This is a genomic window from Gordonia sp. WA4-43, assembly GCF_020520305.1.
Lineage (GTDB): Bacteria > Actinomycetota > Actinomycetes > Mycobacteriales > Mycobacteriaceae > Gordonia > Gordonia hongkongensis.
In genome coordinates this window covers 3,413,187-3,434,101 of record NZ_CP084736.1, presented here as the reverse complement: position 1 = coordinate 3,434,101, position 20,915 = coordinate 3,413,187, and the positions used below count along the sequence as shown (strand labels likewise).

Annotated in this window: 21 protein-coding genes; 8 read left to right on the top strand and 13 right to left on the bottom strand. The window is 68.3% G+C overall.

The genetic code is table 11. The features are described 5' to 3' along the window. Positions 1–114 precede the first annotated feature (114 nt). The gene (locus LEL84_RS15375) at positions 115–2,127 is read left to right on the top strand and encodes a dynamin family protein (protein ID WP_226512052.1); all 2,013 of its coding nucleotides are present in this window, start codon (positions 115–117) and stop codon (positions 2,125–2,127) included. Further along, on the top strand, positions 2,124–3,629 hold the full coding sequence (locus LEL84_RS15370) for a dynamin family protein (RefSeq protein WP_226512051.1): 1,506 nt from the start codon (positions 2,124–2,126) through the stop codon (positions 3,627–3,629). Before LEL84_RS15375 ends, LEL84_RS15370 begins: the two co-directional genes overlap by 4 nt. Here the strand turns inward: LEL84_RS15370 and LEL84_RS15365 are convergent. Then, on the bottom strand, positions 3,610–4,152 hold the full coding sequence (locus LEL84_RS15365) for a hypothetical protein (protein ID WP_226512050.1): 543 nt from the start codon (positions 4,150–4,152) through the stop codon (positions 3,610–3,612). The genes LEL84_RS15370 and LEL84_RS15365 overlap by 20 nt on opposite strands. Positions 4,153–4,372: 220 nt before the next feature. Between LEL84_RS15365 and LEL84_RS15360 the strand changes: the two genes are divergently transcribed. Then, positions 4,373–4,837: a hypothetical protein gene (locus tag LEL84_RS15360; protein WP_211539205.1), complete on the top strand. Its 465-nt coding sequence runs from the start codon at positions 4,373–4,375 to the stop codon at positions 4,835–4,837. Positions 4,838–4,914: 77 nt separating this feature from the next. Here the strand turns inward: LEL84_RS15360 and LEL84_RS15355 are convergent, their stop codons facing one another. The 4 genes from LEL84_RS15355 to LEL84_RS15340 form a co-directional block, all read right to left on the bottom strand. Continuing rightward, entirely contained in the window at positions 4,915–5,340 is a 426-nt protein-coding gene (locus LEL84_RS15355) for a DUF779 domain-containing protein (protein ID WP_226512049.1), read from the bottom strand. 19 nt (positions 5,341–5,359) lie between these two features. Next, positions 5,360–6,883, bottom strand: a complete 1,524-nt coding sequence (locus tag LEL84_RS15350; RefSeq protein WP_004021499.1) for an aldehyde dehydrogenase family protein — start codon at positions 6,881–6,883, stop codon at positions 5,360–5,362. A 157-nt stretch (positions 6,884–7,040) separates the two neighbouring features. Beyond that, positions 7,041–8,333 carry a GAF domain-containing protein gene (locus tag LEL84_RS15345; protein WP_065631318.1) on the bottom strand — a complete coding sequence of 431 codons (1,293 nt, stop codon included), beginning with the start codon at positions 8,331–8,333 and terminating at the stop codon, positions 7,041–7,043. A gap of 123 nt (positions 8,334–8,456) precedes the next feature. Next, positions 8,457–9,284 (bottom strand): helix-turn-helix domain-containing protein, encoded by an 828-nt coding sequence (locus LEL84_RS15340; protein ID WP_211539203.1) that lies wholly within the window; start codon positions 9,282–9,284, stop codon positions 8,457–8,459. A gap of 37 nt (positions 9,285–9,321) precedes the next feature. Between LEL84_RS15340 and LEL84_RS15335 the strand changes: the two genes are divergently transcribed. Then, positions 9,322–9,885, top strand: coding sequence for a maleylpyruvate isomerase family mycothiol-dependent enzyme (locus tag LEL84_RS15335; protein WP_211539201.1), 564 nt, complete (start codon positions 9,322–9,324; stop codon positions 9,883–9,885). A gap of 289 nt (positions 9,886–10,174) precedes the next feature. Here the strand turns inward: LEL84_RS15335 and LEL84_RS15330 are convergent, their stop codons facing one another. Next, a complete protein-coding gene (locus LEL84_RS15330; protein WP_211539193.1) occupies positions 10,175–10,438 on the bottom strand; it encodes a hypothetical protein in 264 nt (87 codons plus the stop codon). Positions 10,439–10,521: 83 nt separating this feature from the next. Here LEL84_RS15330 and LEL84_RS15325 point away from each other — a divergent pair, with 83 nt between their 5' ends. Together LEL84_RS15325 and LEL84_RS15320 are read left to right on the top strand one after the other, a co-directional pair. Then, on the top strand, positions 10,522–10,929 hold the full coding sequence (locus LEL84_RS15325; RefSeq protein ID WP_058253395.1) for a YccF domain-containing protein: 408 nt from the start codon (positions 10,522–10,524) through the stop codon (positions 10,927–10,929). 366 nt (positions 10,930–11,295) lie between these two features. Then, positions 11,296–12,162 (top strand): anti-sigma factor, encoded by an 867-nt coding sequence (locus LEL84_RS15320; RefSeq protein WP_211539188.1) that lies wholly within the window; start codon positions 11,296–11,298, stop codon positions 12,160–12,162. Between the two features lie 81 nt (positions 12,163–12,243). On the opposite strand, the gene LEL84_RS15315 is transcribed toward LEL84_RS15320, so the two are convergent. The 3 genes from LEL84_RS15315 to LEL84_RS15305 form a co-directional block, all read right to left on the bottom strand. Next, positions 12,244–13,761 (bottom strand): ATP-dependent DNA ligase, encoded by a 1,518-nt coding sequence (locus LEL84_RS15315; RefSeq protein WP_226512048.1) that lies wholly within the window; start codon positions 13,759–13,761, stop codon positions 12,244–12,246. A gap of 72 nt (positions 13,762–13,833) precedes the next feature. Next, the gene (locus LEL84_RS15310; protein ID WP_065631324.1) at positions 13,834–15,201 is read right to left on the bottom strand and encodes an MFS transporter; all 1,368 of its coding nucleotides are present in this window, start codon (positions 15,199–15,201) and stop codon (positions 13,834–13,836) included. Between the two features lie 111 nt (positions 15,202–15,312). Next, positions 15,313–15,864, bottom strand: coding sequence for a hypothetical protein (locus tag LEL84_RS15305; RefSeq protein WP_226512047.1), 552 nt, complete (start codon positions 15,862–15,864; stop codon positions 15,313–15,315). Positions 15,865–16,011: 147 nt separating this feature from the next. Here LEL84_RS15305 and LEL84_RS15300 point away from each other — a divergent pair, with 147 nt between their 5' ends. Next, positions 16,012–16,452: a MarR family winged helix-turn-helix transcriptional regulator gene (locus LEL84_RS15300; RefSeq protein WP_226512046.1), complete on the top strand. Its 441-nt coding sequence runs from the start codon at positions 16,012–16,014 to the stop codon at positions 16,450–16,452. A gap of 61 nt (positions 16,453–16,513) precedes the next feature. On the opposite strand, the gene LEL84_RS15295 is transcribed toward LEL84_RS15300, so the two are convergent. Both LEL84_RS15295 and LEL84_RS15290 read right to left on the bottom strand, forming a co-directional pair. Continuing rightward, positions 16,514–17,146, bottom strand: coding sequence for an MBL fold metallo-hydrolase (locus LEL84_RS15295; protein WP_137810970.1), 633 nt, complete (start codon positions 17,144–17,146; stop codon positions 16,514–16,516). Next, positions 17,143–18,231 carry an S-(hydroxymethyl)mycothiol dehydrogenase gene (locus LEL84_RS15290; RefSeq protein ID WP_064570922.1) on the bottom strand — a complete coding sequence of 363 codons (1,089 nt, stop codon included), beginning with the start codon at positions 18,229–18,231 and terminating at the stop codon, positions 17,143–17,145. The genes LEL84_RS15295 and LEL84_RS15290 overlap by 4 nt, the downstream gene beginning before the upstream one ends. Positions 18,232–18,559: 328 nt before the next feature. Between LEL84_RS15290 and LEL84_RS15285 the strand changes: the two genes are divergently transcribed. Next, on the top strand, positions 18,560–18,835 hold the full coding sequence (locus tag LEL84_RS15285) for a Rho termination factor N-terminal domain-containing protein (RefSeq protein WP_226512045.1): 276 nt from the start codon (positions 18,560–18,562) through the stop codon (positions 18,833–18,835). Between the two features lie 240 nt (positions 18,836–19,075). On the opposite strand, the gene LEL84_RS15280 is transcribed toward LEL84_RS15285, so the two are convergent. Together LEL84_RS15280 and LEL84_RS15275 are read right to left on the bottom strand one after the other, a co-directional pair. Further along, positions 19,076–19,957: a DUF5995 family protein gene (locus LEL84_RS15280; protein ID WP_226512044.1), complete on the bottom strand. Its 882-nt coding sequence runs from the start codon at positions 19,955–19,957 to the stop codon at positions 19,076–19,078. A 115-nt stretch (positions 19,958–20,072) separates the two neighbouring features. After that, the gene (locus LEL84_RS15275; RefSeq protein WP_226512043.1) at positions 20,073–20,876 is read right to left on the bottom strand and encodes a LuxR C-terminal-related transcriptional regulator; all 804 of its coding nucleotides are present in this window, start codon (positions 20,874–20,876) and stop codon (positions 20,073–20,075) included. Positions 20,877–20,915: the final 39 nt, after the last annotated feature.

Here is a 20,915-nt window from a genome sequence, read left to right as displayed (position 1 = left end):
GGTCCTCGTCCGGCCCCGCCTTCTCCCGGCGCGCTCGCACGCACCGCCCGAACGGGTGCGAAGCCCCGCCGATGCCGACCGGACGGGCCGACTCACCGCTACCGTGAGGACACCATGACCACTCCACCCGCCGAACCACCTCGCGTCGGCCGGCACGCCGCCGATCGGAACGCACCTGGTCCCGCCCCCACGTGGAAGGCAGCAGCCCCGACCGCACCGGCACACGCCGCTGCCCCGCCCCGGCCACCCGCGGCCACGGCCCCAGCCCCAGCCCCGGCGACCCCGGCAGTGGCGACCCCGGCACGGACGCAGGTGCCGAACACCATCGGCGACCTGCTGACCACGATGTCCGAGGTGGCCCGGGAGGCGGGCCGTAACGATCTGGTCAGTCGCCTCGACGGCGCGCGCACCCGGATCACCGACCCCCGCCTGCGGATCGTCGTGGTGGGTCAGCTGAAACAGGGCAAGAGCTCGTTCGTCAACGCACTGCTCAACCTGGACGTGTGCTCGGTCGGCGACGACGAGACGACCGCGGTGCCGACGGTCATCTCGCACGCCACGCAACCGTCGGCCCATCTGATAGTCGACGGCCCGGCCGCCGACAATCGCATCCCGGTGCCGATGGACGCCATCGCCGGCATCACCCCCGACTCCCCGCTCGCCGGTGGCCGCGAGGTCCTCCGGCTCGAGATCGAGGCACCCGGCCCGTTGCTCGCCGACGGTCTCGTCCTCGTCGACACCCCCGGTGTCGGCGGCCACGGACACCCTTATGCCGCAGCGACTCTCGGCATGGTCGCGGCAGCCGACGCGGTGCTCGTCGTGTCGGATGCCAGCCAGGAGTTCACCGCGCCGGAGATGTCCTTCCTCCAGCAGGTCGCCGGACTGTGCCCGACCATCGCGTGCCTCATCACGAAGACCGACCTGTACCCGCACTGGCGCGCCGTCGTCGACGCCGACCGGAGCCATCTGCAAACCGCCGGCCTCGACATCCCGTTGTTGCCCGTGTCATCGGTGCTCCGCACCCACGCGCTGCGGCTCGGCGACGAGAAACTCAACGCGGAGGCCGGGTTCCTCGATCTGTACCGGTACCTGCGCGAGCGCGTGGTGGCCACCGCACGGCAGGCGACCCGGACCAACGTCGCCACCGATCTGCGCGTCGTCAGTGAACATCTCGCGCTCACCCTGGGCAGCGAACTCGCCGCCCTGCGGGATCCGGAGACCGCCGGCCGCGCCGTCGGCGCGCTCCGGGAGGCCAAGTCCGACGCGGAGGCCATGCGGCGTCAGTCCGCTCAGTGGCAGCAGACGCTGGCCGACGGGATCGCCGACCTCGCCGCCGACATCGACCACGACCTGCGGGACCGTCTCCGCGCGGTGACCCGGGAAGCCGAGCGGGCCATCGACGAGGGCGATCCGGGGGTCGACTGGGAACAGCTGAGCGCGTGGCTGGCCGACCAGACCGCCGCCGTCATCGGTGACAACTTCGTCTGGGCACATGAGCGATCGGTGTGGCTCGCCGAGCGGGTGGCCGACCACTTCGCGGCGGCCGGCCAGAACTCGCTGCCCGACATCGACGTCGCCGATCTGACCGGTGTGCTCGATTCGGTGGCCGAGCTCGCCGAACTCGACAGCGGCAGAGTCGGTCTCGCCCAGAAGCTGTTGATCGGCATGCGCGGTTCGTACGGCGGTGTGCTGATGTTCGGACTCATCTCGACGATGGTCGGCATGGCGCTCATCAACCCGGTGTCCGTGGGCGCCGGACTGCTCCTGGGCACCAAGGCGTACCGGGATGACAAGGAGGCGAAGGTCCTCGAACGCCGCGCAAAGGCGAAGGTCGCGGTGCGCGCGTTCACCGACGACGTCAGCTTCCAGGTCGGCAAGGAATCCCGCGACCGGCTGCGGGTCATCCAGCGAGTCCTCCGCGATCACTTCACCTCGGTCGCGGAACAGACCGCACGCTCGATCTCGGAATCCCTCAGTGCCGCACAGTCTGCCGCGACCCTCGCCGATTCGGAGCGATCCGGACGCGTTGCCGAACTCGAGTCCCGACTCACCGCGGTCGCCGCGCTGCGCAAGGCGGCCGATCATCTCGACCCGGACGAGCCCGCTGCGGAGCTTCCGCGCCGATGACCGACACCGCCCGCGTCCGAAGGTTTCTCGACGCCACCCGCACCGCCCTCGCCGACGACCCCCACGCACAGGCCGAGCTCGACATGTGCGCGCACCGGCTGTACCAGCCGGTGCGGGTCGCCCTGGCCGGTTCGCTCAAAGCAGGCAAGTCGACGCTGCTGAACGCCCTTGTGGGACAGGACATCGCCCCCACCGATGCCACCGAGTGCACGCGGGTCGTCACCTGGTACCGCAACGGCCGGTCGCCGTCGGTCACCGCACACGTCGACGACGGCCGCGCGGTGGGCATCCCGGTCACCCGCATCGACGGTCGGCTCGGCTTCGATTTCGGGCGGCTCACCGCCGATCGCGTCGACCGCCTGGACGTCGAATGGCCCGCGCGTGCCCTGCAGTCGACGACCATCGTCGACACCCCGGGCACGGCATCGTTGTCGACGGAGTTGTCCGCGTCGACCACCCGGCTCCTCACCCCCGACGACGGCCAGTCCGGCGTCGACGCCGTCGTCTACCTGTTGCGTTCGCTGACCGCCACCGACACGACGATGCTGCGCCGCATCGGGTCGGCCATCGGCGGATCGTCGGGCCCGCTGGGTGTCATCGGCGTCGTCTCCCGGGCGGACGAGCTCGGTGCCGGCCGGATGGATGCGATGATCTCCGCGCACCAGATCGCCGGACGGTTCGCCGGCGAGCTCGAACGCACGGGCCTGTGCCAGGCGGTCGTGCCGGTGGCGGGACTGCTGGCGCTCGCCGCCCGCACCATGCGGGAGGTCGAGTTCCGCGCGCTGGCGCAGCTGGCCGCGACCCCGGCACCCGACCTCGAGGCGGCCTTGCTGACGATGGACCGGTTCTCCCGGCCGGACATCCTGCCCGACATACCCGCCGAGCTGCGGCGTTCGCTGGCCGAACGCTTCGGCGCCTTCGGCATCCGAATGGCGGTCACGCTCATCCGGTTCGGCGCGAGCTCCTCGTCGGCGCTGGCCGCCGAACTCGTCGAGCGCAGCGGACTCTCGGAGTTGAGCGCCATCATCGACACCCAGTTCGGGCAGCGCGCGGACCAGCTCAAGTCCCATTCGGCGCTGGTGACGATGGATCACCTCCTGGCCGCGTCATCGTCGGCGGGGGCGCGTGACGTCCGGGCCGCGGTTCGCCGGGAACTCGCGGACGTCCACGGTTTCCGAGAGCTGCGTCTGCTCGGCACCATCCGGGCCGGGGGCGTCGACCTCCCCGCTGACCAGACGGCCGAGATCACCCGGCTCATCGGCGGGTCGGGCATCGATCCCGCGGCCCGCCTCGGACTGCCCGCGACCGCCGACGTGTACACACTGCGGGACGCCGCGATCGACGCCGCGCGGACCTGGCGGGCACGTGCCGGCCACCCGCTCCTCGCGCCGGCCTCGGCGTCGGCATGTCAGGTCGCGGTGCGTAGTGCCGAGGGTATCGTCGCCCAACTCGGTGAGGCGGTCCGGAGCGGCGGCCAGGGTTTCAGCGCAGGGATGCCGTGACCGACCGGGTGTAGGACGCTCCGGTGGCGACGACCGCGACAAGCGCGGCCGCCGCCGGAACCCACTGGGCGACAACCGGCAAACCGGCGTCGGAGAGTGCTGTCGCGGACGGGTTGACCGTGAGATGGAAGGCCACAGCGCCCGCCACCGCGACGACGGCGCCGACCGTCAGGATGCTCCGGCCGGACCGTCGACTGTCCCAGAGTCGCGCGGACCCGTACAGCCCGAGGAGCACGACGACCAGTGCGATCGCCCCGCCCACCATCAACGAGATGTCCACGGCGCGTGCGGCATCGGTCCCGCTGCCCGGATTGGTCCGGACGAGATCGGCGGCCAGGACGGACCGAATGTCGTTCAGCGACAACAGCGTCAGGCCGACGGTCACCACGACCAGGGCCACCGACACCAACCACCCGAGGATCGCATAGCGAGTGACCGGGGAGCGTCCGACCGGCCGCTGCGGGCGCAGCGGCGTGACGGCGACGCGCGGGCGGGGAGGCGGAGAGCCGTCGGCGTTCGACATCCCTCGATGGTAGTTGCCTGCGCGTTCCGCTACCCCGAACCGGCGCAACCTCGGATCATCGTTCTCGAAGCCGCCCCGCGACCACCACCGCATGTCCCCCGATCGGTGGAGGCACCATTCACCCCACCCATCACCCGGTCAGCGGAATCCCCCGACCACCCATCCCCGGCAGAGTCAGTGGTGTCACCAACACAACCCCCACACCACACCGGAGCCCACCATGAAAACCACCACCCGCATCGCCACCGCCACCCTCGGACTCGTCGCCGCCACCGGCATCGCCCTCGGCGCCGCCGGCGCAGCCCACGCCGGCACCCTACCCATCACCCGACCCGGCGAACCCACCGTCGCCATGACCATCACCAACCACACCGACAAGCCCGAATACCTCCAAGGCGCCAACGCCGACGGCGGCCAATGGATCAACGCACCCCAACACATCCTCTACCCCGGCGCCACCGAAACCATCACCGCCACCGCACCCTTCACCAACCACCTCGACGTCAACGCCATCTACCGCATCGGACTGTTCGGCCCCACCGCCAACTACCAACTCACCAACCACCCCCACAACGTCAACACCGCCATGAGCAGCATCTGGGGACCCCACGCCCAGAACTACTGGATGAACAACCACATCGACACCGGATACCCCCAGGTCAACGTCGGCTTCGACCAGTGGTGACACACCGCGGACAAACGCAGAATGCGTCGTGGGTACCGGTTTCCGGTACCTACGACGCATTCTGTGTGGGTCGGACCTCAGGGGCCGGCGGTGGCCCCCGTCAGTGGTGGCGACGTCGCCAGCAGGTCGTTCTCCTCGTCGGTGAAAGTCCGTGCCCGCGAAAGGAAACGAACCCCTTCCGGTGCCTCGAGACTGAATCCGGCACCGCGACCCTTCACGACGTCGAGGATCAACTGGGTGTGTTTCCACAGCTCGAACTGGTCACCGTTGATCCAGACCCGAACGGCCGGAATGGGTTCGGGTAGTTCGATCTCGCCGACCAGCACGTCTCGCTGGCCCACGCGATACCCCCCGACCGGATAACACATCGGGGCCGAGCCGTCACAGCACCCACCGGACTGGTGGATCATGAGGCCGCCGTGCAGCTCCGACAACTTGGTCAGGAGCTGCACGGCGGAGTCTGTGGCGACCACGCGATCAGGGACACTCTGCTCGGCGGTCATCGTCAATCACCTTCCCAGGTCAGAAGAAACCCTTGGCGCTCTGAGCGTAACCGACCAGGAGGTTCTTGGTCTGCTGGTAGTGCTCGAGCATCATGAGGTGGTTCTCGCGACCGATACCGGACTGCTTGTAGCCGCCGAAGGCGGCGTGCGCCGGGTAGTCGTGGTAGGTGTTCGTCCACACCCGGCCGGCCTGGATCTCGCGGCCCGCCCGGTAGGCGGTCGCACCGTCGCGGCTCCACACACCGGCACCGAGCCCGTAGAGCGTGTCGTTGGCGATGTGCATGGCGTCGGCGAAGTCCTTGAAGGTGGTGACCGCGAGGACCGGGCCGAAGATCTCTTCCTGGAAGATGCGCATCTTGTTGTTGCCCTGGAAGACAGTCGGTTTGATGTAGAAGCCGCCGGCCAGGTCGCCGTCGAGTTCGGCTGCCTCGCCGCCGATCAGCACCTCGGCGCCCTCGTCCTTGCCGATGGCGAGGTAGGAGGAGATCTTCTCGAACTGATCGTTGGAGGCCTGCGCGCCCATCATCGTGTCGGTGTCGAGGGGGTTGCCCTGCTTGATCTTTCCGACGCGGTCGACGGCCTTGGCGATGAACTCGTCGTAGATGTCCTGCTGGATGAGTGCGCGGCTGGGGCAGGTGCACACCTCGCCCTGGTTGAGCGCGAACATCGAGAAGCCTTCCAGCGCACGGTCGAGGAACCCGTCGTCGGCGGACATCACGTCGTTGAAGAAGATGTTCGGGCTCTTGCCGCCCAGCTCGAGGGTGACCGGGATCAGGTTCTCCGAGGCGTACTGCATGATGAGCCGGCCGGTGGTGGTCTCACCGGTGAACGCGATCTTGCGGATACGGTTGCTCGACGCGAGCGGCTTGCCCGCCTCGACGCCGAACCCGTTGACCACGTTGAGGACTCCGGCGGGAAGCAGGTCGCTGATGAGGCTGACCAGGTACAGGATCGACGCGGGTGTCTGCTCGGCGGGCTTGAGCACGACCGCGTTGCCGGCGGCGAGCGCGGGCGCCAGCTTCCACACCGCCATCAGGATCGGGAAGTTCCAGGGGATGATCTGGCCGACGACGCCGAGCGGCTCGTGGAAGTGGTAGGCGACGGTGTCCTCGTCGACCTCGGAGATCGAACCCTCCTGGGCGCGGAGGGCGCCGGCGAAGTAGCGGAAGTGGTCGATGGCCAGCGGGATGTCGGCGGCCATGGTCTCGCGGACGGCCTTGCCGTTGTCCCAGGTCTCGGCGACGGCCAGCTTCTCGAGGTTCTCCTCCATGCGATCGGCGATGCGCAGCAGGGCCAGCGAGCGCTCGGCGACGGGGGTCTTGCCCCATCCGGGTGCGGCCTTGTGTGCGGCGTCGAGCGCGAGGTCGATGTCCTCGGCGGTCGAGCGTGCGACCTCGCAGAAGATCTTGCCGTCGACGGGCGACGGGTTCTCGAAGTACTGACCCTTCACCGGCGGGGTCCACTGTCCGCCGATCCAGTTGTCGTAGCGCGACTCGTAGCTCATCACCGAGCCATCGGCACCCGGCTTTGCGAAGACGGTCATGGTTGCTCCTTGCGTGTGGGCCTCAAGCTGAGGACGCTCTGCGGATGTCACACGGGACACCGGAGGCGTCCGTTGTGATCTGCTCCACACTCTAGGAGCGGGGTGGTTGCACGAGCGTTGCAACGTTGGCCACCTGCTGTTGACGCAGCTCAGCCGGTTACGCCCCGTACCTCTTGTCCAGGAGTCGGATGCGTCCGCCGACGACGGCCCGGTCGGGATCGCCGACCGGCAGGCGGTGTTCGAGGCGGCGCCAGGCGGCGAGGTCGTCGCGTCCGTGGGTCGACGACGTCCACCGGCGGAGGGCCGCGACGTCGCCGGACGCGAAGAGACGCGACCGCAGGTCCTCGCGGAGTTCCTCGAAGATCTCGACGATCCCCGGTGCGGTCGATTCGGCGAGCAACCCGCCGCGGCCGAGGTCATCGACGACCGACGCGAGGTCCGAACCCGACGAGATGCGCGACCGGAGATCGTCGACGTCGGAGGTGATGTCGAGTGTGAGCCGGTACGGCCGGCTCGCGACGACGTCGGCACCGAGGTCGCGGCGGAGTCGGGAGATCTCGGCCCGCACGGTGACCGGGTCGAGCCCGTCCTCGGCCAGCTTCAACGCGAGCTGTTCGGTGTTCAGACCTTCCGGAAACGCTTGCAGCAGAACGAGGATCTCGGCGTGCCTGCGCGACAGGGTGCGGGCGCCGGGCCCGTCGGCGGCGCGATGCCAGCGTCCCGGACCGTCACCGAGCACGGCGAGGTGGGCCGCGGCCCGCGGGCCCGGTGCCGGGTCGAAGGTGGCCGGGTCGGCGAGATCGACGGCGCCCGCCCGCAATTCGCGCTCGACAGCGGCGACGACCGACCGGACCGCCGCCAGCGCGAACGGCGCCGCGACCTCGCGCCCGCCGGTCACGTCGATGACACCGATCACGTGCCCGGTCAGCGGGTCGTGCACGGGCGCCGCCGCACAACTCCACTCCTGGACGGGTCCGGCGAAGTGTTCGGGGCCGACGACCTGCACACTCCGATCCACGGCCAGTGCCAGTCCGGGGGCGTTGGTGCCGACGACCTCCTCGCTCCACACCGAGCCCTCGACGAAGTCGATGTGGCCCGCGCGATCACGAGCGGCCGAGTCGCCCTCGATCCACAGCAGGCGCCCGGACTGGTCGGTCAGGGCGACGACGACCCCCGTGTCGGCGATGGCGTCGACCATCAGGGACTGCACCAACGGCCGGACGGCGGTGATGGGATGCGCGGCGCGGTAGGCGGCGAACTCCGCAGGCGACATCGTGGAGGCACGATCGCCGTTCGGGGTCGCGTCGCTGGGGTCCACTCCGCCGGTCAGGGACCTCGCCCACGAGTCGCGGACGATCGACCGAACCGCATCGGCCGGCGGATTGCCGCCGGAGAGGAAGTCCTCGTACGCCCGGCGGATGCGCGTGGCCACCGAAGCCGCGTCCGTCATGCACCCTCCGTACGATCAGCCGAGTCGATTGCCCGATATGTCGACGATTCTGCCTGCCGCGATGTGATCTCGGCAACAACCACCGAGGTCGTCGTCGTTGCGCCCCGCTCGACCGCACCCGGTCTAACCGAACCGCGCGGAGAACGTCCGCGGGGTCATACCGGTGACGGTCTTGAAGTCACGCACGAAGTGCGCCTCGTCGGCGTAGGACAGCTCCGCCGCCAGCGAGGCGAGCGTCCCCGACCGGTCGCGCAGCCGCTCGGCCGCCTCGTGGAGCCGTCGACGTTGGATGAGCCACTTCGGGGTGAGACCGAGACGACGCCGGGTCAGCCGCTGCAGGCTGCGTTCGGTGAGGTGGAATCGCTCGCAGATCTGCGCGACCGCGACGACCGACGAATCGGTTTCCACGTACTCCACGATCGCGTTGATCAGCCGGCCGTCGTCGTCGAGCGGGAGATACGACCGAAGCCAGTCCTCGACGCGGTCGGTCGCGGTCCGCTGGGTCGCCTCGACTCCGGGTTCGACGGCCATCACCGACCGCACCGACCGCTCGAGGTCGGTGCCCCGGTCGCCGAAGACCTCGGACAGTTCGGCATGCCGATCGGTCCATTTCCCGACGTCGCCGGTCAGCACTCCCCCGGCTGCCGGCGTGAGCATCACCCCGACTGCCCAGCCGTCGCCGGTCAGCACCGTCTCCGACAACCCGGTCACCACGCCGTAGAAGCGGGCGTAGGTGTTGCTGACGACGATGAGGCAGACGGGATACTGCAGGACGCGCTGCGGCGCCTCCGCCCCGGGCGGGACCCACCACACCGGGACCCAGAAGCGGCGCACCAGTTCGTTCAGATCGGGGCTCGGCGCCCACCGTCCGATGCGAAAGCTCGCGTCCGACGGGTCGATGAGGTGCGCGCGCTCGACGTCGTCGAGCCGCGCCGGATTGTCGGGTTTCATCAATCACCGTCCCGTGGTCTCGCGGTTGACTCTCATCATGACCGCAATCAACGACACCTCACCATTAGTCGACCACTACGTCCGCCTCGCCGACGGCTTCGCCACCGTCCTCGATGACGCGCCCGCCGGCACCTGGACCGCGGACTCGCCGTGCGAGGGATGGACCGGACGCGACGTCGTCGGCCACGTCATCGACACCCAGCGCGAGTTCTTCGCACGCCACGACATCGATGCCGGACCGGCACCCTCGCTCGACGACCCGGCCGCCGCCTGGCACACCCACCGCGACACCGTCGCCGGGCTGCTCGCCGACCCGACCGTCGGCGAACGCACCTTCGACGGACACTTCGGACCGACCACTATCGGCGAGACCCTCATCCGCTTCTACGGTTTCGACATGGTCGCCCACCGCTGGGACATCGCCCGCGCAGCCGGTGCCGACCATCGGTTCTCCGACGACGACCTGTCCGAGATGGAAGCCGCCGTCGACGGTTTCGGCGATGCGATCTACTCCGAAGGCGTGTGTCGCAAGGTCGAGATCCCGGCCGGTGCTGATCGGCAGACGACGCTGCTCGCCCGTTTGGGTCGCGTCGCGTCCTGAGGTCCCTGCGGGGACCAGACGCCCGCTTCTGCCCACTGAAGAGCGCCGAATTCCGCGGAGGCGCACCCCAGCCCCCGAGGAGCGCCGGAGCCTGCGGAGGCGCACCACCCCCGACCCCGTTTCGTGACCGACAGACTTCAACTCGACTCCTGGACCTCGATCGAAGTCCATCGGTCGAGTTGAAGTCCGCCGGTCGCGGGCCCGAAGGGGAGGAACGCGTCTCACCAGGACCCTTCGTGACGCGGCCTCCGCAAGCTCCGGTCGCTCCACAGGGAGCGGTGCGCAGAACTCACGGAATCCAGCCGTTGTGCCGCGGGTAGCGCGCGCGGAGGTGGCCGTAGACGTAGGTGCTCGCGAGCAGCGCGATGCCGGCACCGATCGACGGCCAGAGGAACGCGTTGTCGAGCGATTCGCGGACCGCCGCGACGGCCCATCCGATCACGAACAGCACGAGCGCGATGGTCGCCAGAATGCGGATCACGAGGACGACCGTGGCGAGCACCGCCCACACCGCCTCACGCGCCCGCCCCGGACTTCCCGCCACGTCGGTCATCGTAATGTCGGGCCGGGCCGCGGGCAGGCCTCGCGCGTCTCGCATTTGTCCCCACCGGTCGGTGCCGCATGGACAATGGTGGGATAAAGACCATCCTCAACGTCATCTGGCTCGTCCTGTGCGGACTGTGGATGGCGATCGGCTACGTCGTCGCCGGCATCATCTGCTGCATCCTGATCATCACGATCCCGTTCGGCATCGCCTCGTTCCGGATGGCGAGCTACGCGCTCTGGCCCTTCGGACGAACTGTCATCCGCAAGCCGACCGCGGGCGTCGCGTCGACCATCGGCAACGTCATCTGGATCATCGTGGCCGGGTTGTGGCTCGCGATCGGGCACATCACCACCGGCATCGCGATGTGCCTCACGATCATCGGCATCCCCCTCGGCATCGCGAGTTTCAAGATGGTGCCGGTGTCGCTTCTGCCCCTCGGCGCCGAGATCGTCCCGACCGATCAGCGGATGCCCGGCGGTACGCCGGTGCGGATGTGATCCACCGAACGTCGCGCTGACCTCCCCCGACCCATCCGCCACCCAACCCATCCGGGACGCCGATGGATCCGAACAGGTGGCATGACACTCGGGTCCCAGACTGACGTCGCGAGCGCGTGGCTCGGCACGGACGCGACGCTGCCGCCGGTGGCGACCGCCTGTCTCTCGCTGTACGCGACCGGCGCCCGACTCCACCAGGAGTCGTTCAGCCGACGGCCCGAGTACCCCGGACACCATCCGCGCACGTCATCCTTCTTGCCGCAGCCTCGTTGCCTCCGGGCCCACGCGGAAACGTGACGCCCGCTCGCCGAGAGCGGCGTTCGGGGGGACAGCAACAGATCGTTCGACGACGGCAGGAGGCACGTGATGGCTGATCATCTCGATCCCGACGCTGCCGAATTGCTGGAGATGGCACCGCTGGTCGCGCTCGACGCATTGTCCGCCGACGAACTGCGCGACGTCCAGGCTCGGGTCGCGGCCGCGCCGCAGGATCTCCAGACCTTGTTCGACAAGCAGGTCCGCGCGACCCGCGAGGCGCTGGCCGCGATGAGCAAGACGACGGCCACGCCGCCCCCGCCGACGCTCCGTGATCGCATCCTCTCCGCTGCGCGTGCCGACGCCGGTCTCGACGCGCCGGACGTCGCCGGCCCGGGCGCCGAGGCGCCGACCGGGCCGGGATCGCCGCCTCCGCAGCAGCAATCCGCGCCTGCCGCATCCGATCCGAGGGTTCCCGCCCCCGTGACGCCGACGCTCGAATCGGACGACCGACGGCGCCTGCCTCGCCGCTGGACGTATCTCGCCGCCGCGGCGGTGGCGGCCGTCGCCATCGGCGCCGCCGGGTGGGTCATGGGAGAGTCGAGCTCGCCGGAACCGGAGGTCCGCCCACTCGCCTCACCGGCCGAACAGGTCTTCTCCGCGGAGGACCTGCGGTCGACGGGCGGCCCGGTAGCTACCGGCAATGTCACCGTCTATCTCGCCAAGTCGGCGGATACCGGTGTACTGGTGATGGATTCGGTCCCGCCACCACAGCCGGGGACCGTCTACCAGATGTGGCTCATCGGGCCGGGCGGCGCTCGCTCGGCCGGCACGATGACCGACCAGGACGTCGAACCGGTCACCACCGCCGTGCTCTCCGGGATCAACGACGCCTCGACGCTCGCGTTCACCGTCGAACCGCCCGGCGGTTCGGACCGTCCCACCACCACCCCTGTCGCCCAGCTGTCGTTGCTCTGAGCATCTCGCCGAAAACCACCCTGTGGAACCGGAAACGCGACGCATCGTCGGCTGTCCGTTTCCTACGGGTGGTTTTCGGACTCACTTCAACAGCGCGCGGATCGCCTCGATGCTGTCGGCTTGCGCGGGAGTCTTGTCCGGGCGGTAACGCACCACGCGCGCGAAGCGCAGCGCGACCCCGCCCGGATATCTTGAACTCCGTTGCGCGCCATCGAGTTCGATCTCGACGACGATCTCCGGACGCAGGTACACCGTGTACGAGTCCCGGTGCGTCTCGTGCTTCGGGAACTCCTCGGTCTGCCAGCGCAACAGCTCGTCCGTCAGGCCCTTGAACGTCTTGCCGACCATCACGAGCTCGCCCGTCTCGGGATCGCGGGCGCCGAGATGCAGATTCGACAGCCACCCCGACCGCCGGCCCGAGCCCCATTCGGCACCGAGCACCACCAGATCGAACGTGTGCGTCGGTTTGACCTTCTGCCAGGCCTTTCCGCGGCGACCCGCCACATACAGGCCGTCGAGCGACTTCACCATCACACCCTCGTGACCGTCGGCTATCGCGGCGTCGAAATGACTGCGGGCCTCGTCGACGTTCGGCCGGGTGACCGCGGGGATTCGCAACTGCGGCGCGATCGAGTCGATCGCAGCGAGCCGCTCGGACAGCGGCCGGTCGATGAGGTCGACGCCGTCGAGATGGAGGCAGTCGAAAAAGAACGGCTTGAGCAGGCGTTCGGGTTCGCCGGCCGCGGTGGGTCCAGAGCCGAACCGGCTCATGGTGTCCTGGAACGACCGTGGGCGCCCGTCGTCGGAGAGCATCAACGTCTCGCCGTCGAGGATGACCGAATCGCAGGGCAGGGAGGCGATCACCGAGACGAGGTCGGGGACGTTCGCCGTCACGTCGCGCAGCGTGCGGGTGAACACCGAGATCTCGGCTCCGTTGCGGTGCACCTGGATTCGGGCACCGTCGAGCTTGTAGTCGACGACGAGGTCGGGCCCGAGGAGCGTAAGCGCGGAGTCGAGGTCGTCGGCGGGTGTCGCGAGCATCGGTTCGACGGCGCGTCCGACCTCCAGGCCGACCCCCGCCAGCGACTCCGCGCCGAACCGGGCCAGCGCGGCGGTGACCGGCAGCGAACCGGTCAGCATGTTCGCGCGGCGCACCAGAGCCAGATCCTGGCCGGTGACCTTCGCGATGGCGTCGGTCATGACACCGGCCAGCGCCCCCTGCCGCAATTCACCAGTGAGCAGTGCCACGAGGAACTTCTGCTCGGACTCGGTCGACGCGGCGAACAACGACGCGATGATCTCGCCGCGCCGCTTCGTCGAACCCGGACCCGACGCGGACGCGAGCTCGCCGAGCGCGGCGTCGACGGCAGCAACCTCGAGGGTCGGCGAATCGGCCGGTGGTGCCATCAGTTTGGACAGGGACCGCCACCCGACGCCGAGCCGGCCCTGCGGGATCTCACCCGACAGCCAGGCGACGACGACCGGCAGTTCCTCGTCGGTCGCCTGGGAGAGCGCGTCGGCGAGCACCGTCGTCTTCCGGATCCGCGACCGGTCTCGCGCCACATCTGCGGAGGTCTCGACGACGTCGATCAGCCTCATGTCGTCTCACCTGCTGCCGGACGCGCATTCACCTGTCCGACGGTACGCCGAGCCCCCTACAACCCGTCCTGCTCAGACCTCCGTGAGGTCGACGGACTTGGTCTCGCGGACGCTGAGCAGGGCGATCATCGTGGCGCAGGCGGCGACCGCGAGGTACACGCCCACCCAGCCGACGCCGTAGTCGGCGACGATCCACGTGGCGATGAACGGCGCCACGGCGGCGCCGAGGATCGACGCCACGTTGTAGGCCACGCCCGAACCCGTGTAGCGCACGTTGGTCGGGAACAGCTCGGGCAGGATCGCGCTCATCGGCCCGAAGGTGAGACCCATCAGCGTCATTCCGAGGATCAGGAAGAACAGCATCATGCCGTCGGTCATCGACGCCGGGTCGAGCAGCCACTGGAAGCACAGACCGAAGACGATGATCGCCGCGGTGATCACGATGAGGAAGGCGCGGCGGCCGTACCGGTCGGCGAGGCGACCCGAGATCGGCACGCACGCGGCGAAGAACAGGACCGCGACGAGCTGCAGCTGCAGGAAGTCGACGTAGCTGATGGAGAGCTTGACGCCCGACTCATCGGTCACCTTGCCGGTGCCGTAGGAGATCACCCAGGTGGTCACGATGTAGAACAGCGTGTACGTCGCGACCATGATGAACGTGCCCGCGATGAGCGGACGCCAGCTGGTCTTGACGACCTCGGCCAGCGGCGCCTTGACCTTCTTGCCGTCCGCGACGGCCTTCGCGAACACCGGTGTCTCGGTGAGCTTCAGACGCACGTACAGCCCGACGGCCACCATGATCGCACTGGCCAGGAACGGGATTCGCCAGCCCCAGGTCATGAAGGCGTGGTCGGGGTCGGCGGTCGCGGCATCGAAATCTAGGGCGAGCATCAGCAGCAGGAAGGTGCCGTTGGCGAAGAAGAACCCGATCGGCGCACCCAGCTGCGGCCACATCGCGGCCCACGCCCGTTTGCCCTTCTCGGCCGTCTCCGTGGCGAGAAGCGCTGCGCCCGACCACTCCCCGCCGAGCCCGAGGCCCTGACAGAACCGCATCAGCGCCAGCAGCGCGGGCGCGAGATAGCCGACGGAATCGTAGGTGGGCAGCAGGCCGATGACGAAAGTCGCGATGCCCATGGTGAGTAGCGAACCCACCAGCGTCGCCTTGCGTCCGATGCGATCGCCGAAGTGTCCGAACAGGATCGAGCCGATGGGTCGCGCGACGAACGCGAGCCCGAAGGTCGCGAACGACGACAGCAGCGCCGCGGTGTCGTCCCCCTTGGGGAAGAACAGCACCGGGAACACGAGGACCGCGGCCGTGGCATAGATGTAGAAGTCGAAGAACTCGATGCTCGTCCCGATCATCGACGCGACCACGATGCGGCTGCGAGGCACCGGCGCCTGATCGGGGTGGTCGATGTTGCGGACCGCGGAATCGCTCATTCGCGCGACGTTACGCCTGCGGCTCGAGCCACCGATCCCGACCCCTGAGAAAAAGCTGAGCGGACCGCGACACCCGGCGCACGCGGCTCATCGCAGTCCAACCGCGACTGCTCACTGGTCCCGGTGTGGACCCGTCAGTTGGACGAGGACGTCGACTGCCGTTGCCAGATCGGCATCCTCGAGGTCCGAGAGCATCGTCTGTACGACCCCTCGGACGATGTCGGGTCGCGGCTGGTACCGGATGTCGATTGCGGTCGCGATGTTCCACGTGAGCAGGAAGGCATCGCGGACCGCGTGGTCGTAGAGCGCTCGCACAGTTGTGTGGGTGCCGTCGAGGTCGACGACCCGTTGCGTGTCGAGGACTTCGGCGAAGGCGGCGACCAGCAGGTCGGCACTTCGCCGGTATCGGTGTTCGAATCCGCCTCCGTACTGGTCCGCCACCAGCGGGAACGATGCCCTGTCCATCGGTGCAGCTCGCCGAGAGTTCAGCTCCTCGCCGGTGAGGAGCGCTGTGAGACGCGTGTTTCGTTCGACGGCGGCCAGGTATAGATCACCGAGGTCGCCCGACCCCGAAGTGGTCCGGATGCCCATGTCGCCGACTGTCATCTCCGAGACATGCGCACCCACATCGTCAGTGACCGCCCGCAAAGCCGGTGTGTCCATTCGACGCCCCTTCTTCCAGACAATGCCCGATCAATCTGTCGATCAGGCCCGGTGGACCGCGATGATGAGAGGATGCTCCCGCACCGCACGGGAGAAGCCGTTCGCAGCGATCGTCTACCACGGTAGACGATCGCAGAGGGGATGTCGATGGTGAACGACGACAGGGGCTCGGGCGCAGAGCCCGATCTCGGCGCACTTCTCGGGCGACTGATACCGCATCTGATGACCCGCGAGGAGCCGATCCTCCGGGCCGCCGGGCTGTCGATGTGGGAGTACGCCATCGTGCGCGAGGTCGCTGCGACACCGGCAGTGTCGCAGCGTGAGTTGTCCGAACGCACCGGGCGAGATCCGACACGGCTCGGCAAGCACCTGGACGAACTCCAACGGCGGGGCATCGTGTCCAGGGACAGGTCGGGGAGTCGTCGCCAGTGGACCGTCTCGACCACGCCGGAGGGGCGTTCACTACTCGACGGCGTCCGGGCCGAGATCCGGGCCGTGGAAGACGAGCTACTCAGCGGCGCCATGTCCGACGGTCAGGCGGCGACCTTCCGGCGGTTGCTGAAAAGCCTTGTCGCAGAGATCTCCTGAAGGTCTTCGAGGCCGGCCGACTACCGGCAACCGCCGTTAGTCGGCCGAAGGACGTACCGCCTCAGCTACCCCGTTTAATCCACTCTTCGAGATGAGGAGCTTCGTCGCCGACGGTCGTGCCGTCGCCGTGACCGGTGTAGACCTTGGTCTCGGGGTCGAGGGTGAAGATCTTCTCGGTGATCGAGGCGATGATCGTCGGGAAGCTCGAGTACGAGCGGCCTGTTGCGCCCGGCCCGCCCTGGAACAGGGTGTCGCCGGAGAACAGCACCTTCGCCTCGGGCAGGTGGATCACCGACGAGCCCGGCGAATGGCCCGGGGTGTTGATGATCGTCAGCTCGGTACCGGCGACCCCGATCTTCTGCCCGTCCTCGAGATCCTGGTGCGCGACATCGGGATGGGTGTCGTTCCACAGCATGTCGTCGCCGGGGTGCAGCAGGATCGGCGCTCCGGTGGCCTGCGACAGTTCCGGGGCAACGGTGACGTGGTCGTTGTGCCCGTGGGTAAGCACGATCGCCTTGACCGTGCGGTTGCCGACGCCGGCGAGGATCGGCTGCGCCGAGTGTGCGGCGTCGATGATGATGACCTCGTCGTCGTTGCCGACGAGCCACACATTGTTGTCGACGTCCCAGGTGCCGCCGTCGAGGCTGAAGGTGCCCGAGGTGACGACGTTGTCGATACGCAGTTCGCCGCTCACAGCTCGACCACCGATCGCAGCACCTTGCCGGCCTCCATCGCCGAGAACGCGGCCTCGACGTCGTTGATGCCGATGCGTTCGGTGACGAACTTGTCCAGCGGCAGACGACCCTGCTCGTAGAGGTCGATCAGCATCGGGAAATCTCGTTCGGGGAGGCAATCGCCGTACCACGACGACTTCAACGCACCACCGCGGGAGAAGAAGTCGACCAGCGGCATCTCCAGGGTCATCTCTGGGGTCGGCACACCGACCAGCACGACGACCCCGGCGAGATCGCGCGCGTAGAAGGCCTGCTTGTAGGTTTCCGGGCGGCCGACCGCATCGATCACGACGTCGGCGCCGTTGCCGTCGGTCAGTTCCTGCACCGCGGCGATCACATCGTCGACCTTCGAGCCGTCGATGGTGTGGGTGGCACCGAGATCTTTCGCCCACTCCAGCTTCGACGCATCGCGGTCGATCGCGATGATCGTCGTCGCACCGGCCAGACGGGCGCCGGCGATCGCGGCATCACCGACACCGCCGCACCCGATGACCGCGACCGAGTCGCCGCGGCCGACGTTGCCGGTGTTCATCGCCGCCCCGATTCCGGCCATCACACCGCAGCCGAGCAACCCGGCAACAGCGGGGTCGGTGTCCGGATTGACCTTGGTGCACTGCAATTCGTGGATGAGGGTCTTCTCGGCGAACGCCCCGATGCCCAGTGCGGGGGTCAGTTCGGTGCCGTCGGTCAGGGTCATCGGGACGCTGGCGTTGAAGGTGTCGAAGCAGTACCACGGACGCCCCCGCTTACACGCTCGACACTGCCCGCACACCGCCCGCCAGTTCAGGACGACGAAGTCGCCGACCTCGACGTGGGTGACATCGGAACCGACCGACTCGACCACACCCGCGGCCTCGTGGCCGAGCAGGAACGGATACTCGTCGTTGATGCCGCCCTCGCGGTAGGCCAGGTCGGTGTGGCAGACACCGCACGCCTTGATCGCCACCACCACATCACGCGCACCCGGGTCCGGGATCACCACGTCCACGACCTCTGTCGGCGCCTTCTTGCTGCGCGAGATGACTCCCTTGACTGTCTGCGACATACGTTGTTCCTTCCGCAACTGCGTTGTTCGGGGTACGGGTGCGACGTGTGCTGCGAGTGCGGCGACGTATGGGTGACGTCGCCGGAACACATCGCCACAACCTTATCGGCATCGATCAAAGTCGACTACTCAGAGTGGTCGTCGTCTACTGTGATTATCCACGCGCCCGTTCGGATGTAACCGTAGTTCGACGAACCGCGCACCCGCTTCGGATTCGGTCATCGTGAACACAGCGTCCGATCCGTCCACCCCGATCCCGTTGTTTGACCACCGACGCATCTGGCAACCCTGGTGCGGACCGCTCATCTCCACCACGAGGAGGTAGACCATGGCAGAGAAGAAGAAGGACCCTGGACCTTCGGTCAAGGACGACGAGCTCTACGAGAAGCTGCGCGACGAGGGCAACTCGAAGGAGAAGTCCGCTCGGATCGCCAACGCCGCGGCCAACAGCTCACGGTCGGACGTCGGCAAGAGCGGCGGCAAGTCCGGGTCCTACGAGGACTGGACGGTCGAGGAGCTCAAGGACCGCGCCAAGGAACTCGACCTCTCGGGTTACTCCGACCTGAAGAAGGACGAGCTCATCGAGAAACTGCGGGACCACTGAGACCCGTCTGCTCGGAGAACAGCGAAGCCGCCGACCCGAGGGGTCGGCGGCTTCGTTGCGCAAAGGGACGGTGCCGGTCAGTGCGCCTCTCGGCAAACAGGCCGCTCGAAGCGGCAAAAGGGTGGGACCCGGGGCATTGAGTCCGTCACCGTCGCGGGGTACAACTACGACCCCGCTCGGGATATTCCGGCCCTTCCGACGTGACCTACCCGACACCCACCGATGAGGCCGACCGGCCGGTCATCGGACCAGCCCGACCCGCTGGAACGCGGTCAACGCCGTCTCGCCGGTGTTCCACAGCCCGGTCACGTCGCCGCGTGCCCGAGCAGCGGTCGCCGGATCCTGGAGCGCGAGTCCGTTGCGGAACGTCAGCGCGTTGTATCCGACGTCGGCGGCCCGCAGCATCGGCCCGGTCGCCCGGCCGGCGCCCACGACGCGGTCGAGGCCCTCACCGACCACGTAGAACCGGAAGATCGGTCCGAGGTTGACGCCGTATTCACGGAGTGTCGCGGTGACGATCGAATTACCATGTGCGGCAATCGCATCGACGATGAAGAAGAAATCCCGCGCATTCGCCGTCGTGGCCCGGGCGTCGGCGGTCGCATAGGCGAGGTCGACGGTGATGTGCGCGTTGTAACCGGCCATCGCGACCCGTTGGCCGGGGACTGCGCAGTCGTCGGCCATGTCGAAGTAGTGCCGCCACTGGGGTGCGACAGGTCCGCCGCCGAATTCGCCTCGCACGGCGTCGAGGAACCGGTTGAGGAGTTCGAGACTGATGACGGGCGCCCACCGCGGAGTCTGGAAGACGCGCGGGTTGTTCTGCAGCGGCATCACCGCGTCGCGTTCCACCGCGGCCAGCCCGAGGGCGAACAACCCGCGCCGGTCGCGACGGTCGGTGAGAATGTCGACGATCCCGTACAGCTTGTCGACGTTTCGTCGTAGCTGGACGAGAGGGAGGTCCTTCGAATCCTGCTCGTAGGTACTGAGTTCGACGATCCGCTCGCGGTCGGCCGGGCGGAGATCGGTTCCACACGTCTCGGCCGGTACCGCATGCGCCGGCGCGGCGACCACGAGTGTTCCGATGAGGCCGAGGGTCAGCAGTGCCGCCGAGAGTGCTCGCATGGGACCCGGTGATACCCATCTGCGCGCGGATCAACCCCTCCCCACCGGGGACGCGAGACCCTTCGTGACGCGCCCTCCGCAAGCTCCGGGCGCTCCTCAGGGAGCAGAGGAAGCGTCAGGGCAGCAGACCGGCACTGCGGGCGGTCACGACGGCCTCCAGCCGCGACGACGCCCCGAGCTTGCGCATCGCATCCTTCATGTACCCCTTCACCGTGTACACGGTGACACCGAGGGTCTCCGCGATACGGGCGTTCGAATAGCCCAGTGCGGCAAGGGAGATCACGTCCTGCTCCCGGCCGGTCAGTTCCACCTGCGCCGTCGACGCCGGGCTCGCGGCGATCAGGGCCTCGGTGATCGCGGCGAGTTCGTCGGCGAGCCGGGCGTCGTCGACCGTCTCGGCCAGCGACCGAAGCCGCGCGTAGGCCGCGGTCATCCGGTCGCGCATCTCCGCCTCGTCCTGCGCGGCGTGCTCGAGCCGGGCGCGGGACGCGACGATCTCGTGTTCGACGGTGCGGGCCTCCATCGCGAGGACGTCGAGCATCCGCCCGCCGATCGGGTCAGGGGTGTGCAGCGCGCCGTAGAGGACCGCGACGGGCGTCCGATCGACGATGACCGGAGCGGCCATCATGGCGCGCAACCCTTCCCGCTCGATGATCGTGTTGTAGCGATGGGTGATCCGCGGCGTGCGGAGGTAGTCGTCGACGACCATCGGGCGGTTCAGCGAGACGACCTTGCCGCCCAGCCCGTGCCCGACGTCGACCGACACCCCGTTCAACGCGCCCACGGTCGTACCGGCGAAATGCTGCAGACGCAGGTTCGACGGTCCGTTCAGGACACCCGCGAAGGCCAGTGGCACCCCACTGGACCTGCGCACCCGACGCAACGCCTCGGTGACGATCCCGCTCAGCGGCTCGGGCATCTCACCTCACTTCTCCCCCTCTTCCGAGGGTGTTCCTGG